Here is a 16,656-nt window from a genome sequence, read left to right on the forward strand (position 1 = left end):
TCTTTAACTATAACAACAGTTAAGCTGCGTGAGCTAAGAAGGATAAAACATGCTTATAAAAAATTCTGCGGTATGATTAGCTGTGAATATAACTAAAAATAAAGTGTATTATTTAAGCGATTTTTGTTATGCTTCGCGAAGAACTAAATTATTAGGTTTATATTATGCGTGCTTTTAAAATTGGATTATTAATCACGTCGGTAAGTGTCATTATTGGAGCAGCGTCGCTTTCTTCAAATACGGAGCAAGAATTAAGCTCTGCCAACACTTGTTTTCATAAAGAGCAAACTAACGCTATCAATCATAGCGTAAACCGCTGTATTCAAATTGAAGAAGATTCCTCATGGGCTTCTTGGTTAACCGGCGATAGCCGCAGTGCACAGTTCCATTATCTAGACTTCCTAGAGTTATTAACAGGTACTGATGACAATCACAAACCCTCTTCAATCAAACCATTATTTTAATTAATGCAGCACTTTTTAAGCGCGTTACAAAGTGTGCTAGCTGCATTTTTTGGTGTGCAATCCGAAGATAAACGTCAAACAGACTTTAAACACCACTCCCCTATTACTTTAATAGCTATTGCCGTGGTACTTTTTGTATTATTTGTGTTGGCTATTTACGCAACCGTGACTTCGGTGCTAAGTACATAGCCATTAGCTCATCGACTTTATTTCGTGAACCGCCTTTTGGGCTAATCGTGCGTTTAACCTGAATTTTATCCAAAGAAGCTTGGCTGTAAATTTTGCGTGTCCATACCGTATCGTGATTTGAAATAAGGACCGGCGTATTATTCTCAAATGCCGCTTGCTCAGCTAAGTTCGCTAAATTAGCCTGGTCATCCAAATTAAACCCACCTTTTGCATACGAAGTAAAGGATGCCGTTTTACTTAATGGCACATAAGGCGGATCGCAATAGATCACTGCATTATTAGGCACCAGTTTGAATACATCATCATACCCTAGGCAAGTAAATGTAGCCTGTTGCGCTTTGCTAGCAAAAAAGTACATTTCTTTTTCAGGAAAATAAGGCTTTTTATATTTACCAAAAGGCACATTAAAAATGCCCTTTAAGTTATAGCGGCATAATCCGTTATAACCATGGCGGTTCATATATAAAAATAAGATGGCTCGCTCATATACATCGCTGCTTTGATTAAACTGCACGCGATAATCATAATACGCATCTGAGTGGTTGTTTAAATCAACAAAAAGCTTTTTGGCATCACTAATAAACTCATCAGGCGAACGCTTGAGCTCTTTATATAAATTGATTAAATCAGCATTAATATCGTTAAGTACATAGTGTTTAAAATTGCTATTTAAAAACACTGAGCCCGCACCAACAAAAGGTTCAACCAAAGTATCTGCATGCTTACTTGCTTGATTTAGTCGCGCGTTAATATCTTCAACGAGGCTGTATTTTCCGCCAGCCCACTTAAGGAAGGCTCTACTCTTTTGCTGCATTGGCTCTTTACTTCAATTCGGTGTTGCGCGATTTTACACTAAAGTTACTGAGTTTACTGATCAACTCGTGCAATTTCTTGTTTTATTTTACTAATTTTTTTATAGAAAGGTTTATTTTTTCTAACCCCTGCAGGAAGCCTTTGCAGTGCTTGCTTTGCCTCATTTAAGTTAGCAAAACTACCTGTAGTTACTACCCACCATATTTTACCATTTCGTTTAGTTTGGTATGTATTAGTAATACTTTTTAGCTTATGTTTAGCAATAAACTCATTACCTACCTGCTGCTGAGTTACGGCTAAGAGCTGAATAACAAAATTATCCTCAGGTTGTTGTAAGTACCAATTACTGGGTATTTTTACTATTTGGTTTTGCGACTTTGTTTGTGCAGGTTTAGTAATCGGTTTTTCTTCAACGGGTTTTAATTCCGGCTTTTCCTGCTCAACAACAATCGTTGATTCCGTTAAGCTCTCGACAATCGCTGGAACATTATTATTGGTGGAGTCTTGAGTGGGCTTTTGAATGACAGCCGCTGACGGCTCACTACTTACAGGTGGTATAAGTTGCTGTGGTTTATTTTCAATAGCTTGCTCAGTTGTAATGGCGGTTGATAGCACTTGCTCATCAATTTGACGATTAGCATTTTCCCACCACTGGGTCATATCGGCTTTGTACACAAGACCAATAATCAACAGCATAATTATCAATAATAATGTGAGCAGCTGTAAGCGCCAAGACACCTTATCTTTAACGACAATATCAGCAACCTGCTCGCTTGGCTGCCAGGCTAACAACAGACTCGGGTTACCTTGAGCTTCAACTAAAAAGGTTTGAAAGACAGGATCTTCATCATAAGGTAAGCTCGTAAAATACCACCCCATAAGCTGCTTACTTTCAACTATATTTAATGGCTCTAAATGTATATTTACTGCATCTTTAAAGGGTAGTTTAGACTGCGATGCAATCATAATATAAAGTACATTAGGTGCATTTTTTGATAGTAGCTCAAGCTCCGCGATTAGCTCTTCAGATAGGTGTCTGCCGCCATCAATAACCCACAAACACGCCCCACATTGTTGCTGTTGCGCTAATTGATAATAGTTTTGCGATAAGCTTAGGTTGTGATCAATTAAAGGTGCATTAAAACTTTGCTCTAATAACTGAGTCATTAACTGCACATCAGTCATCTGTGCGCTTACTTGCACAAATGCTTTATTAAAATCGTTATATTTATCAGTAATGAAGGTTTCAAGCAAATAGCTTTTACCTAGACCAGAAGTACCCAATAAAACAATTAGGTTTTGACCATATTCAAATTGTAATGCGATTCTATCCACCAAAGCCGCACGGCTTGGTAAAATTTGTGACTGCATTTATTGCTCGATCAACGCTCTAACTTGATCATCAGATACATCATCAACTAATGCACACTGACCAAATTTGGTGGGTAAAATAAATCGGATAGTCCCTTTTTTATTCTTTTTATCTTTGCGCATATGCAGTAAAAATTGCTCACTAGTCATATCGCTAGGGGTTTCGATTGGTAAATTATACGCTGCTATTAATGTGGTAATACGCTCTACATCTTGCTGTGTTAAGTCGTTACGAGTATGAGCAAGCTTGGCAGCAAGCACCATACCTGTAGCCACAGCTTCACCATGTAACCACACGCCGTACCCCATTTGCGCTTCTATAGCATGGGCAAACGTGTGCCCTAAATTTAACAGCGCACGCAAGCCTTGCTCTTTCTCATCTTGTGCAACGATAAGCGCTTTAATTTCACAGCATCTAAAAATAATATGCTGTAAACAGGCTTCATCTAACTGTTGTAATTGAGCGATATTTCGCTCTAAAAAAGCAAACAACTCAGTGTCGTAAATTAGGCCATATTTAATAACTTCAGCCATGCCTGCAGCAAACTCTCGGGTAGGTAAAGTATGTAGAGAACGCGTATCTATAAACACAGCCTGGGGTTGATAAAAAGCCCCTATCATATTTTTACCTAACGGGTGATTTACTGCTGTTTTGCCACCAACTGAAGAATCGACTTGAGATAATAACGTGGTAGGAATTTGGATAAAAGGCACACCGCGCTGATAACAGGCAGCAACAAAACCAGTTAAGTCACCAACTACGCCACCACCTAATGCAATTAAGCAGGTGTCACGACCGCAATTATTTTCAAGTAAGAATGCTGATATTTTTTCAAACCAGGTAAGCGATTTATATTGCTCGCCATCTGGAATAATAAAATGAAGTGGGTTTAGCTGTGCTAATGAGTCAAGCAACTGCTGAAGATAGAGCGGTGCAATAGTGTCATTAGTAATGATGATAGGCCGACAATCACCAATATGATGGATTAGACGGCCTGTATCTTGAAGTGCAGATTGACCAATATAAATAGGATAACTTCGCTCGTCTAAATTAACAGTTAATTCAAGCATGCTGGGTTAGTCCTTTTTAATACTGGCTTTTAAAAATCCAATTTCTCGATTATTTGGTTAGCAACAACTTTCGCGCTCTGCTCATCAGTGCGTACAACAAAATCAGCTACTTCTTTATATAATGGTTCACGCTCTTCTGCTAAGCGCTCAAGTACATCACGAGGTGCTTCTTCTGTTTGCAGTAATGGGCGACGCTTGTCGCGTTGCGTACGTGCAACTTGCTTTTCAATCGGTGTCTCTAGGTATACAACAATACCGCGAGCCGAAAGCTTGTTTCGAACTTCTTTACTCATTACTGAGCCACCACCAGTAGCAAGAACAATACCTTGCATCTCGGTTAAGTCACCAATAACAGATTCTTCACGAAGTCTAAAGCCTTCTTCACCTTCAAGATCGAATACCCAGGCAATATCTGCGCCCGTGCGACGTTCGATTTCTTGATCAGAATCAACAAATTCAAGGTGTAATTGGTCAGCGATGTGACGACCAATCGTGCTTTTGCCAGCCCCCATGGGGCCAACTAGAAATATATTACGTTTCTCAGCCATATCTTTTAGTACAAACGAACTCTAAAATTTGAAATAAAACCCCGCCTAACGACCTGGCCCCAAAATTAAGAAAGGGATTATCTCAGTAATCGGTCGGGTATTTCAAGTCAATTAGGATAAAAAGCCATATAACGAGCAATTAAACTAAATAATTACCCATTGGTTAACAAAAAAGCACCTTATTATAGGCAAGTTTATCTTCTAGGGTTAAAATTTATGCAATTAAAGGTTACTACGTGTTACTTAGTAAGTGCTTTTGTATAGTAATTTCAAAAAAACTCAGTCACAAACAACATAAACGTAGTCTTAAAATGCATCCGCAGTACAGTACACAATATAAAATTATATACTGCCTAATTGTACATTTACAGGGAGTGTTCACACCAACATAACTAAATACCAATTCCATCTAGTTTGTCGTTCAGCCTAGATAGTTTGAGTAACCAAAGCCCTGAAGAGTCAATCTGTCTCAAGCAGCACTCAGGTTAGGTAATTAGTCTATTTGAATTTTAGGTGTGACAAAAATCAGCAGTTCGCGCTTTTCATTAAACTCGCTTGTGCTTTTAAATAGTCTTCCTACGTAAGGAAGGTCGCCCAATAAAGGTACTTTTTTGGTCGAATTAATAATTTGCTGTTGGAAAATACCACCCAACACTACCGTTTGTCCATTCTCAACGAGAACTTGAGTCTCAATTTGTTGCGTATCAATAGCAACAGCAGGACCAGTTCCTGTTTGAACAGTATCACCACGGGTATCTTGAGTAATTATTAAGTTTAAAATAACTTTGTTGTCTGGTGTGATGTGAGGTGTTACCTCTAGGCTCAACACTGCCTTTTTAAAGCTTACAGTTGTTGCGCCACTTGAAGCAGATTCAACATAGGGGATCTCAGTACCTTGCTCAATACGCGCTTTTTGCTGGTTAGCAGCGGTGATACGCGGACTAGCAATGATTTCACCCTTGTTTTCTTCTTCGAGCGCAGTTAATTCTAAATCAATTAACGTTCCATTAGCTAGTTTAGCTATATGCATACCAATACTTGCCGATGGATTTGCGACAGGTAAATTAACGTTGAGTCGATCTGAAAGGCTAGGAATATTTCCATTAGAAATCGTTTCAGCGCCTTCTAATGTACCAGAAACACCATCAGAGCCTTGTTGATCACTGAAGCCCCAACGAACGCCTAAGTCTTCGGTTACATTATCACGAACGGTTACCATACGCGCTTCAATAACCACTTGTTTGACCGGTATATCTAAGGTTTCGACCATGCGGCGAACACTTTCAATGCTTTTTGCTGTGTCTTTCATTAATAGCGTATTAGTACGTTGATCAACAGACACACTGCCTCTCGCTGTAATAATACTATTGGTATCTGTTTTTAATAAGTCGGCAAAATCTTCTGCTTTGGCGTAATTTAAACGGATGTATTCACTATATAGTGGCTCTAAATCTTCAACTTGTTGCTTCGCTTTTAACTCTTTTGCTTCACGGGCAGCAAGCTCTTCAGATGGCGCCACCATTAATATAGAACCATCCATACGTTTGTCTAAGCCTTTTATTCTTAGCACGACGTCTAACGCCTGATCCCAAGGGACCCCATCTAAGCGAAGGGTAATATTGCCAGTTACTGAGTCACTTGTTACCAAGTTAAAATCATTGTAGCCCGCAATAATCTGTAACACAGCGCGAACAGAGATATCCTGAAAATTAAGCGTCATAGGGCGGCCTAAGTATTCTTTGCCTCCATCTAAAAATCCATTTTGAGTCTCGTCTTTCTCAACCGTTAAGGTAAAAATATTTTCGATTTGCTGATACGTGTAAGCAAAAGCTTTATTAGGTTCAATTACAATGCGTGTCAGATTATCTTCCTTAAACGTTTCTATACTGCTCACTACAGTACCAAAGTCGAGTACGTCTAATTCATACAATAAGTCATCTAAAATATCGGTATGATGAAACTCTGCAATGATTTTCCCGCCACTTTCATGAACCTCAATAGCAGCCTGTGTATCTTGCAGGTAAACAAGTACTTTTGCTTCACCTTTTTCACCGCGGCGAAAATCAATTGCTTGAATGCCATTAATATAATTAGAGGTATAAGCAGGTGTATCTTCACTTGTTGTTACCATTTGCTCTGTTAGGGGATTATCAGATATTCTTATTGAAACTAAATTGTTGTTTACCTCAGTTTCATATATTTTTAATCGCTCCAAATTAATGGTTACCTTTAAACCCGCGCTGGTCATCATGCTACTGATGTTACTTATTCCTGCTTGGTTAATAGCAATATTTGCCAACCCTTCATCTAGTTCAACAGCATTAAATAATAACTCTATACGTGCCGGACTATTAAAAACTTGTACCTCAGGTTGTTGCTGTAACTCTTCATCAAATACTAGCTGTAATTCGGTTTCACCTTTAAGTAATGGATTATATCGAACATCATAGAGTAAAGGGGCTGCACTGACTGTTTTCGTAATTAGTAATAAAAATACAAATAGCAACGTCGTTAAAATACGGTGATGCGAACACTCAGCTTTGTGCATATAGGGAATACCATTTTTCTTATTAATTTGCGCCATTAGTTGCCGCCTCTAACATTTCTAATTTGGTCAAACGTTCTTTCCAACAACCTGACCCATCAGGGATTAATTCTACTAATTCAATATAGTCACTATTAACACTGCTTACTTTTCCATCATAGGTACCTAAATAGCTCCCTATGGATACTCGGTGTAAGGTGTTATCAGCAGCTGTAATGAGCGCCCATGTCTTGCCGTTCGATCCTATTGTGCCCTTCATTGATAAATTATCTAATGGGTACTTCTCCAGAGGTTGACGAACACGTTCTGGGTCTGGGTGAAGACAGTTTTTAACTTGTGTTAGCTTATTTTGTATAATTTCTGGTTCTGGTGCTACAAAAGGGCTACGTATATCTTTGGCGTTATATTCAAAGTGCTCAAATTTAACTAACTCAGGTATTTTTTCTACACGTGCAGTAGTGTTTGCCTTAACCTGATCAATAAATTCTTTTTGCTCAGATGTATCTTCATTACAGCCACTGAGCAACAATATTGCGACAGTTAAAAAGGGAAGTTGCTTCATCATCTTACTCCCTCTTCATAACGATAAGTTTTTGCTACTACACTAAATGTTAGCTGCTTTTCGCCAGATGATAAAATAGAAAAGTCGTGTAAACTTACTATTCTTGGCAATTGAGCCACTTTTCCTACAAATTCACCAAACTCATGATAAGTGCCTACCACTTCAATTTTAATGGGTAGTTCGGTATAGAACTCTTTTTCAACTTCTGGTAGCCAACCAATTTTTAAAAATGTTAAGCCGCTGGTTGTCCCCACATAGGAAAGGTCATCTAATAATCCTGGCGTCTCATTTGAGGTAGGTAGACGTTTTAATAGCTGAGAAAACTTATCTTCCATCTCAACCATTTGTTCACGATAGATATCGAGCTTACTGGCAACTGCATATTTAGTTCGATAAGTTGTGCGTAATTCTATCTCTTTGGCAACCGCGTTATGGTAGCTTTCTATCTCATCTGACACTAATAAGCTGTAGCTAAAAAACAATACGAGACAAGCAACAAAAGAGCAGCATATTGCTTTTACAATAACTGGCCACTCGCCTATATTATCAAGCTCAATTTCATTCCAATCTATTTCTGAAAACGACTTAAAATCAAGGTTCATTACGTACCTCACCTATTCTGCCAAATGGTTTTACGTAGAACTCCATATTAAAATCGCTGAGTAAACGAGAAGACTGCTCACCTGCAACAATACCTTGCATTGTCGGGCGCTCTAATAAATAAGAACTTTGTACCTGTCGAAGCATAGTGGATAAACGATTATTAGACTCACTTTTACCTAATACATGAATTTGACTACCTTTACGCTCAAGCTTGGTTAAGTAAACCCCGGCAGGCACTATTTTTGCCACTTCATCCATTATTTGCGTGCCTAAATTTCGGCTGCTTTGTAGTTCTTCAATTAAACGCATACGTTGTTGTAGGTTTTCTTTTTTTTTGTCTAAATCACGTATATCGCGAATTTTTTGATCAAGCATTGTAATTTCTGAGCTGAGGTAGTTATTTTTTAGCATTTGTCCTTCTTTTAGACCGCTATAAAATGTACTCAGCGCATACATAGTTACAAAGCAGACTATAACCACGGCCATCAGCAATGTAATAAATTTCTTTTTAGATTGCTCACGCTGTAATTCACGCCAAGGTAGTAAATTTATATGTGGCATGATGAAAAACTCCTCAACGCCAGGCCGGTCGCAATTGCAAACTGAGTGCGATGGCGCTGTATTATATTACGATCTACTCTAGGTGATATTTCCATTTTATCAAATGGTTCAACAACAACCGTATGTATCCCTAATTCTTCAATTAATAACCTATCAATACCTTTAATCATGGCAGAACCGCCAGTCAGTACGATATAATCCAACTGCTCTTTACCCGTTGTGGTTAAAAACATTTGTACAGCACGACGAACTTGCTGTAATAGCGAGGTTTGAAAAGGCGCTAACACTTCAAATGTATAATTAGGAGGTAAATCACCCGTTGTTTTACCAATTTCAGCCTCATCAAAGCCTTTATTGTAGTAAGCAACAATACTATTTGTGTATTGGTCACCACCAAATACTTGGTCGCGGGTATAAATTGTTTCACCAGATTGCACTACACTGACTAAGGTAAGCACTGCACCTATATCAACTACCGCAACGGTCTTATCAAACGCATCAGATGGGAGCTGTTGATAGTAAACATCCATAGCCCGACTTAATGCATAACTTTCAACATCCACTACTTTGGCTGTTAAATTTGCAGCACTAAGTGCGCCTACTCTCGCTTCCACACTTTCCGTTCTCGCTGCAGAAAGTAGAACATTAATTTTGCTCGGATCGGCACTGTTAGTAGAGAGTTTTTCAAAATCTAAACTGACTTCATCTAATGGATAAGGAATCAAACTATCGGCTTCAATCTCAATCTGTGACTCTAATTCAGCGTCGCTTAAGGAAACATCCATGAAAATGACTTTGGTAATCACTGTTTGCCCTGAGACAGCAACAGCAGCAGACTTTAATGACTTTGGTAGTTTTCGTTTTAACTTGGTTATCACATTGCCAATTGCTTCAATATCTTGAATGTTACGCTCGCTCATAGCGCCTTTTGGCATAGGTTCAATTGCAAGTGCCTCTAGTCGAAGCCCAGTTTCTGTTTCACTTAAAAGCACGGCCTTGATAGAGTGCGATCCTATATCAATACCCACCATCATAGGCGATGGTTTTTTTATCAATTGACTTAGCATGTTTGAAACTTTGCCTTTGTTTTAATAATAAACAAGTTATAATTTATATCTTAAAAAATATTATTCAATTTTTAATCAATATATACTAGCAGTCTCAACCTGTAATTGGGAGTCCGTTTAGGGAATTATCAGTGATTTTATTAAAAAGAACTTTACAATTTTTGATCATTTGTGCATTACTTGCACTAATTACATTGCTTAGCCTTTATTACTACGTTAAATCCGATATTCCAAGCGTACAGGTTTTAAAAAACGTTCAATTACAAACGCCTATGCAAGTATTCACCAAAGATGGACTCTTAATCAACCAATTTGGTGAAAAAAGACGTATCCCTGTAACTATAGACCAAATTCCTGAGCCTTTATTACAAGCTTTTTTAGCAACAGAAGATAACCGTTTTTATGACCATATCGGTATCGATCCAATTGGTATTGTACGCTCAGCACTGGTACTTATTTCTACCGGTGAAAAAAAGCAAGGTGCTAGTACAATCACGATGCAGTTGGCTCGTAACTTCTTTTTAACGCGAGAAAAAGCCTACATTCGTAAGGTAAAAGAAATATTTATTGCCATCCATATCGAAAATTTACTTTCAAAAGATGAAATCTTTGAACTTTATCTGAATAAAATAGAGCTAGGAAACCGAGCCTTTGGTATTGGTGCAGCTGCTCAGGTTTATTATGGTAAAGAGCTAAAAGAGCTTACTCTTGCACAAATGGCAATGATTGCCGGTTTACCCAAAGCGCCTTCAGCACTTAACCCTATTCGTAATCCAAAGCGAGCCAAGGCCAGAAGAAATGTAGTGTTAGGGCGAATGCTAGATGAAAAATATATTTCTAGAGCGCAGTATAACGAAGCTACGAGCCAGCCAATTACCGCCTATTTCCATGGAGCTGAAATTGACTTATATGCGCCATATATTTCAGAAATGGTACGTGCTGAAATGGTATCGCGCTACGGTATAGATAAAGCCTATAACTCTGGATTTAAAGTGTATACTTCTGTTGAGTCAAATATTCAACAGGCGGCACAAACGGCTTTGGTTAACAATTTACATGCCTATGATATGCGCCATGGATTTAGAGGTCCTGAAGCCATTTTATGGGATCCACAAACAGAGCCCACACCTTCTGATTCTAAGTTATTAAACATTTTAAAAGAGGCCAATGAACTAGGCCCTCTAAAAGCCGCTGCAGTTTTAAATGTATCCGACAAAAGCGCGGAAGTAATACTTAAAAGCGGCGAACGCACAACATTGACTTGGGATAATCTAAAGTGGGCACGTAAGTTTATCACCCGTTATCGCCAAAGCTTTGCTCCTGAAGCAGCAAGCGATATATTAACGCCTGGCATGCAAATATGGCTGCGTAAAAATGATGACAACAGCTATATTTTGAGTCAAATCCCTGAAGCTGCAAGCGCCATTGTGTCTTTAGACCCACAAGACGGGCGTATAAAAGCCATTGTAGGCGGTTACAGCTTTGAACAAAGCCAATATAACCGTGCAGTGCAAGCTAAACGCCAAGTTGGCTCTAATATTAAGCCATTTATATACTCTGCTGCACTTGAAAAAGGCTACACCTTAGCGTCAATTTTAAATGATGCTCCTATAAATCAATGGGATAAAAGCCAAGGTGTCGCATGGCGACCTAAAAATAGCCCTGCCATTTATAATGGCCCTATTCGCATTCGCCGTGCTTTAGCACAATCAAAAAATGTGATTTCGGTACGTTTATTACGTGGTGTTGGCTTGCAACGTACAGCCGATCATTTACTTAAATTTGGCTTTGCAAATGAAGATATAAATCGCAGTGAATCACTGGCTTTAGGTAGCGCATCTATCACTCCAATAGAGTTAGCTCGTGGCATGAGTACTTTTGCCAATGGCGGCCACTTAATCGAACCTTACTTTATTTCAGAAATTCAAGATGCCATGGGCAACACCTTATTTAAAACTAACCCGACTGTAATTTGTGATAATGAAACGACAACGCCTAGCTCGCTAATGCTAAGTGAGCAAGTAGCACCAAATTGCGCGCCGCAGATTATATCTAAACAAAATGCATTTTTAATTGCCAGTGCTATGAACAGCGCAATTTGGGGGGGTGGTAGCTGGTCTCATAAAACAGGTTGGAGTGGCACAGGATGGCGTGCACAAGCGCTAAAACGTCGCGATCTGTCAGGTAAAACAGGCACCACGAATGACTCTGTAGATACTTGGTTTAGCGGCTTTAATCGCGATGTGATGACCTCTGTTTGGGTTGGCTTTGATAACCCTGGTAATACGTTGGGACGCTCAACCTATAACAATAACTTAGGAAGTGGGCAAATATCAGGTGCAGAATCAGGTGCTAAAACAGCTCAGCCTGCATGGGTGGATTTTATGAGAGTCGCACTGGATGGTAAACCTGCGGCACCTATCGAACCGCCTGAAGGGTTGGTTTCTATTCGTATTGACTTAGAAACGGGGCTATTAAGTCATAAAAACGATTACACCAGCCGTTTTGAATACTTTGAAAAAGGCACCGCTCCCACCAAGTATGTGTTATCACAACCAAATGATATATTTGAAGAAAACACTAAAACTGAAGAAGAGCTATTTTAAATATAGCGAACATCAAAAAGGCCGCTAATTTGCGGCCTTTTTGATGGTCTAACTAATATTTTGTACCAACCAGTATAAGTCAGAGTGCACGCCCGCTGCGGTCACTTCTTTACCCGCACCGGGGCCTTGTATCACTAATGCGTTTTGGTTATACCACTGAGTATTAATCACAAAAATATTATCGCCAGGTGTTAAATTAGCAACCGCTTCGCTTTTTGGTACATAGGCAATTCCTACCTTAGCGTTTAGCTTGCTGTTTTTAAACTCTAGCAATCCGGTATAACACAGTGCAGCATTTTGTTGCAAAGCCGCTTCGAAGTGCTGCTTGATAAACGTATCTAAACTAGCCTTGTTATCAACAAAGTCATTCCAACTGCCCGCACTTAGCTCATCGGGCATCAATGCCGATAAAGAAATGTCACCAAGTTCCAATTCAATACCTAATTCACGCGCCAAAATAAGCAACTTGCGTTGCATATCTCGGCCAGATAAATCTTCTCGCGGATCAGGTTCGGTGAACCCCAAAGCTTGTGCTTCAAGCACTAAATCTGAAAATGCCTTGCTGCCATCATACATACTGCATAACCATGACAGCGTGCCAGAAAACACGCCTTCTATACGCGTTATTTTATCGCCACTGTTTTGCAAATCGGCCAGTGCAAAGTTAATCGGTAATCCGGCTCCCACACTGGCATTATAACGCCAATGTAAGCCGCGCTGTGCCAAATCTTCACGTAATGCTTGATACCAGCTCAGCGGAGCTGTGCCTGCGTATTTATTAGCACTAATTAAGTGACAATTTAATTCCACAAATTTGCTATAAAGCTGGCTAAAATATTCACTGGCGGTAATATCAATCACTACCTTATGTTCATACTCAAGCGTATCAATGTATGACAGCAAATCAGCTTGCTGATAGGGGCTTGCATGCTTTTCCCATTGCTGTTGCCAGCTCTCACAGTCTAACCCATTGGCATTAACCAGCATCTGCTCTGAGCGCAGTAATGCTACTAACTTAACGTTAAAACCTGATGATAAACGGGCTAGTTGTGCTGGTAGTTGGCGCATAAATTCGGTACCCACATTACCAAGCCCTGCAATAATTAAAGCTATTTCTTGCGCTTTATTGATCAATTTATCATGCAGTAAGCTCAGCACATCACTCTCAAGTACCTGATCGGTTAATAATAACGTATAACCGTCACCAAAATGAGTAAACCTAGGATGGATTGATTGCGCTTGAAGTACAGCGGCACTTTGCTCACCGAGCATCGCTATATCTTGCTCTGATGCAATAATTGCAACCCCATTTAAGTTAGACTCACTAATGTTGGCGCGGCCAGCAAAATAATTAACCACCTGATATGTCGCCGACGCAGGGACTACCAAGTAAATTTCGCCCGCATGTTCAAAGTGATGCAAACTATGCTGAATAAGCTGACTAACATGCGCTACCTCGCCTTCACTCAAGTCATCAACAGTGAGTAAATCCACATTGTTAATCGTGGTTAAAAAGCGCTTTTGTTTACTCATTCCTAGTTTAACTATTTCGGTATGGCTGCCTTGAAGATCGTAACTACTGCGAACAATTAACTCTATATCGGTCCCTTTTAATGGCGATAATGTTTTAGCATGTAGTACGGGGTTACCTAGTCTAGCCAATAAATTAGCTTGTTCGCGGCACACCCGCGCATACTTAATCGCATTAGCGACCTTACGCGGATCAGTACTAAAAACACCTTGAGTGTCAGTCCAAATAGACACTTTTTTAGCATTGCAATATCGTGCTAATAAAGTAGCACTGTAATCACTACCATTTCGCCCTAAGGTCACGGTTTCATGTTGTAAATTAGCCGCAATAAACCCTGTAACGACATTAATTTTGCTTGTATCTATGGCTTTTAAGCACTGCTGCTGATTATTAGCATGCTGTAGCTGCCCTGCGTCTAATATAAATAACTGCCTAGCGTCCAGAGCGCAAGCACTAACGTTAAGTTGCCCTAAGTAAGCGCTTAATAGCCTTGCAGACCATAATTCGCCATGAGCTAATAGCCACGCTTCAGTTAATATGTTTTGCTTAGCCTGCTGGGTAATCGTGCTTAGCTCAGTGGCAAGTATATTGAGTGCTTCATGCTTAGCACCCGCTATAAGCAATTGTTCAATTAGCGAAGATTGATGATTACTTATTAATAAAATAATGTCAGCAATCGCTTGGGTATCTTGCTGTTGGAAGCTTTGCCACAATTTAACCAAGGTATCGGTGGTTTTACCGGCAGCAGATACCACCACACAATCCCCTGCTTGAGCATGAGTTAAAATAATATTTGCGACACTTTTAAAGCGATCCACTGAGCTTAAACTCGAACCACCAAATTTATGAACCTGATTTACCATGTTAATACCAACTCGACTTCATGTTTTATATTTTCAAAATTGGTAGGCACTACCATAACGCCGGATGCGCCGCGTTTAGTTTCGCTGAGCCAAATGACTCACTGGCACCATTTTTTGCAGCTAAAGCATTATCTGCTTGCCCGGGGCGAACCAAATTAAATACCCTGTCTAAATCAGCAAGTAAGTCTTTTGCATCTTCAATACCCACCGAAATACGAATAAGCGTATCACCCACCCCAGCTTCTGCACGGGCAGTCGCCTCCATGCCTGCATGGGTCATGGTTGCGGGGTGACAAATCAAACTTTCAACTCCGCCTAATGATTCCGCCAAACTAAATTCATTTAAGCGCGTTAAAAACGCTGCAGCATCGTTTATATCGCCTTTGATATCAAAACTAACCATTGCACCAAAGCCAAACTGCTGCGCCTTAGCAAGCGCATGTTGTGGATGTGATTCAAGACCTGGATAGTAAACCTGAGCAACAAACGGGGAGTTTTCTAGATACTGTGCAATAGCGAGTGCATTTTCTTGGTGCTGCCTCAAACGCACGTTTAACGTGCGCAAACCTCTGAGAGTTAAATAGCTATCAAATGGCGCTCCAGTAATGCCAATATTATTTGCCCACCATGCCAGTTCTTCACCAAGCTCAGCGGTTGCTGCAATAACCGCCCCCCCAACAACATCTGAATGACCATTGATATATTTAGTAGTTGAGTGAACCACAATATCAGCACCAAATTTAATCGGATTTTGCAAAGCCGGCGATAAAAATGTGTTATCGGCAGCAACCAGAGCACCGCACTGCTTAGCAATATCGGTAACTGCTTTAATATCAGTTAATCGTAAAATTGGATTACTCGGTGTTTCAATCCAGATCAGCTTAGGTTTAATAGCAAGAATTTGCGATAAGCTTTCGCTTTTAGTGAAATCGACCACTTCTAGCTTTAACAAGCCGCGTTTTTCCAGTGAAGTAAATAAACGATAACTGCCCCCATAACAATCGTGAGGGATCACTAATGTATCGTCACTATTTAATAATTGGGTTGTTAAGTGAACAGCCGCCATGCCCGTTGCGGTAATTATACCTTTAGCCCCGCCTTCAAGTTCAGTGAGCGCCTCAGCCAAAATGTCACGGTTAGGATTACCACTGCGGCCATAATCATATTGGCGCTTGGTATCAAAGTCAGCAAATGAGTAAGTGGTTGATAAATAAAGCGGTGGAACAACCGCACCATGCTGTTTATCGGCTTCTATTCCAGTACGAACAGCAATTGTTGCCTTATTTTTTTCACTCATTTTCGTCACCTTTACTATTTTGGATGTTTAGACGTCTAAAAGGTAGCGCATGCAGTTTAAGATGTCAAAACATTTAAATGTCTAGATAGCTAAATAACTAGTATTTGACTATCTTTTTTAAACCGATAGAATTTCACGCATATTTACACGCTTTGATGCTGTGTGAGCAATTTATAATCTGAGGCAACGATACATCTTATGGCTAAATGGAATGGTGAATATATTCACCCATACGCAGAACACGGGAAAAAATCCGAACAAGTAAAAAAGATCACCGTTTCGATCCCGCTAAATGTATTAAAAGTATTAACCGACGAGCGTACCCGTCGTCAAATAAACAACTTACGCCATGCAACAAATAGTGAGCTTTTATGCGAAGCGTTCTTGCATGCGTTTACAGGGCAACCGCTACCTAATGATGATGATCTACGTAAAGACAACGCAGAAAAAGTACCTGAAGAGGTGAAGAAAATAATGCAAGAAATGGGACTAGAAGTGCCTATTTTAAATGAAGACTAAATTTCTTTATCTGTGTTATAAAAAAACCTCAGCAAATGCTGAGGTT

15 protein-coding genes are annotated in these 16,656 nt (G+C 39.7%); 4 read left to right on the forward strand and 11 right to left on the reverse strand.

All coding sequences use genetic code 11. The features are described from left to right. The first annotated feature begins 164 nt into the window (after positions 1 to 164). Together AN392_RS06750 and AN392_RS06755 are read left to right on the forward strand one after the other, a co-directional pair. Positions 165 to 464, forward strand: a complete 300-nt coding sequence (locus AN392_RS06750) for a hypothetical protein (RefSeq protein ID WP_010390444.1) — start codon at positions 165 to 167, stop codon at positions 462 to 464. Positions 465 to 467: 3 nt separating this feature from the next. Next, complete coding sequence (locus tag AN392_RS06755; RefSeq protein ID WP_041709648.1) at positions 468 to 653, forward strand: DUF2970 domain-containing protein; 186 nt, start codon at positions 468 to 470, stop codon at positions 651 to 653. Here the strand turns inward: AN392_RS06755 and AN392_RS06760 are convergent. The 9 genes from AN392_RS06760 to AN392_RS06800 form a co-directional block, all read right to left on the reverse strand. Then, the gene (locus AN392_RS06760; protein ID WP_010390441.1) at positions 616 to 1,467 is read right to left on the reverse strand and encodes a Dam family site-specific DNA-(adenine-N6)-methyltransferase; all 852 of its coding nucleotides are present in this window, start codon (positions 1,465 to 1,467) and stop codon (positions 616 to 618) included. The two genes, AN392_RS06755 and AN392_RS06760, sit on opposite strands and share 38 nt — an antisense overlap. 53 nt (positions 1,468 to 1,520) lie before the next feature. Further along, positions 1,521 to 2,837 carry an AAA family ATPase gene (locus AN392_RS06765; protein WP_055012261.1) on the reverse strand — a complete coding sequence of 439 codons (1,317 nt, stop codon included), beginning with the start codon at positions 2,835 to 2,837 and terminating at the stop codon, positions 1,521 to 1,523. Continuing rightward, positions 2,838 to 3,908: a 3-dehydroquinate synthase gene (aroB, locus tag AN392_RS06770; RefSeq protein WP_055012262.1), complete on the reverse strand. Its 1,071-nt coding sequence runs from the start codon at positions 3,906 to 3,908 to the stop codon at positions 2,838 to 2,840. A gap of 29 nt (positions 3,909 to 3,937) precedes the next feature. Continuing rightward, complete coding sequence (aroK, locus tag AN392_RS06775) at positions 3,938 to 4,456, reverse strand: shikimate kinase AroK (RefSeq protein WP_008466255.1); 519 nt, start codon at positions 4,454 to 4,456, stop codon at positions 3,938 to 3,940. A gap of 493 nt (positions 4,457 to 4,949) precedes the next feature. After that, positions 4,950 to 7,040, reverse strand: coding sequence for a type IV pilus secretin PilQ (locus AN392_RS06780; protein ID WP_010390433.1), 2,091 nt, complete (start codon positions 7,038 to 7,040; stop codon positions 4,950 to 4,952). Beyond that, on the reverse strand, positions 7,027 to 7,563 hold the full coding sequence (locus AN392_RS06785) for a pilus assembly protein PilP (RefSeq protein WP_010390432.1): 537 nt from the start codon (positions 7,561 to 7,563) through the stop codon (positions 7,027 to 7,029). Before AN392_RS06785 ends, AN392_RS06780 begins: the two co-directional genes overlap by 14 nt. Continuing rightward, the gene (locus AN392_RS06790; RefSeq protein ID WP_010390431.1) at positions 7,563 to 8,165 is read right to left on the reverse strand and encodes a type 4a pilus biogenesis protein PilO; all 603 of its coding nucleotides are present in this window, start codon (positions 8,163 to 8,165) and stop codon (positions 7,563 to 7,565) included. Before AN392_RS06790 ends, AN392_RS06785 begins: the two co-directional genes overlap by 1 nt. Beyond that, the gene (locus tag AN392_RS06795) at positions 8,155 to 8,727 is read right to left on the reverse strand and encodes a PilN domain-containing protein (protein ID WP_010390430.1); all 573 of its coding nucleotides are present in this window, start codon (positions 8,725 to 8,727) and stop codon (positions 8,155 to 8,157) included. The genes AN392_RS06790 and AN392_RS06795 overlap by 11 nt, the downstream gene beginning before the upstream one ends. Next, positions 8,715 to 9,794 carry a pilus assembly protein PilM gene (locus AN392_RS06800; RefSeq protein WP_010390429.1) on the reverse strand — a complete coding sequence of 360 codons (1,080 nt, stop codon included), beginning with the start codon at positions 9,792 to 9,794 and terminating at the stop codon, positions 8,715 to 8,717. Before AN392_RS06800 ends, AN392_RS06795 begins: the two co-directional genes overlap by 13 nt. Before the next feature lie 131 nt (positions 9,795 to 9,925). Between AN392_RS06800 and AN392_RS06805 the strand changes: the two genes are divergently transcribed. Next, positions 9,926 to 12,400, forward strand: coding sequence for a penicillin-binding protein 1A (locus AN392_RS06805; RefSeq protein WP_055012263.1), 2,475 nt, complete (start codon positions 9,926 to 9,928; stop codon positions 12,398 to 12,400). Positions 12,401 to 12,448: 48 nt separating this feature from the next. Here the strand turns inward: AN392_RS06805 and metL are convergent, their stop codons facing one another. Together metL and metB are read right to left on the reverse strand one after the other, a co-directional pair. Next, positions 12,449 to 14,794, reverse strand: a complete 2,346-nt coding sequence (gene metL / locus AN392_RS06810; RefSeq protein ID WP_055012264.1) for a bifunctional aspartate kinase/homoserine dehydrogenase II — start codon at positions 14,792 to 14,794, stop codon at positions 12,449 to 12,451. Between the two features lie 49 nt (positions 14,795 to 14,843). Next, positions 14,844 to 16,091, reverse strand: a complete 1,248-nt coding sequence (gene metB, locus AN392_RS06815) for a cystathionine gamma-synthase (RefSeq protein WP_054202547.1) — start codon at positions 16,089 to 16,091, stop codon at positions 14,844 to 14,846. Between the two features lie 198 nt (positions 16,092 to 16,289). Here metB and metJ point away from each other — a divergent pair, with 198 nt between their 5' ends. Next, on the forward strand, positions 16,290 to 16,610 hold the full coding sequence (gene metJ, locus AN392_RS06820) for a met regulon transcriptional regulator MetJ (RefSeq protein ID WP_008115021.1): 321 nt from the start codon (positions 16,290 to 16,292) through the stop codon (positions 16,608 to 16,610). Positions 16,611 to 16,656 lie beyond the last annotated feature (46 nt).

It is taken from the genome of Pseudoalteromonas sp. P1-16-1b (genome assembly GCF_001401785.1).
Taxonomy (GTDB): Bacteria; Pseudomonadota; Gammaproteobacteria; order Enterobacterales; family Alteromonadaceae; genus Pseudoalteromonas; species Pseudoalteromonas undina.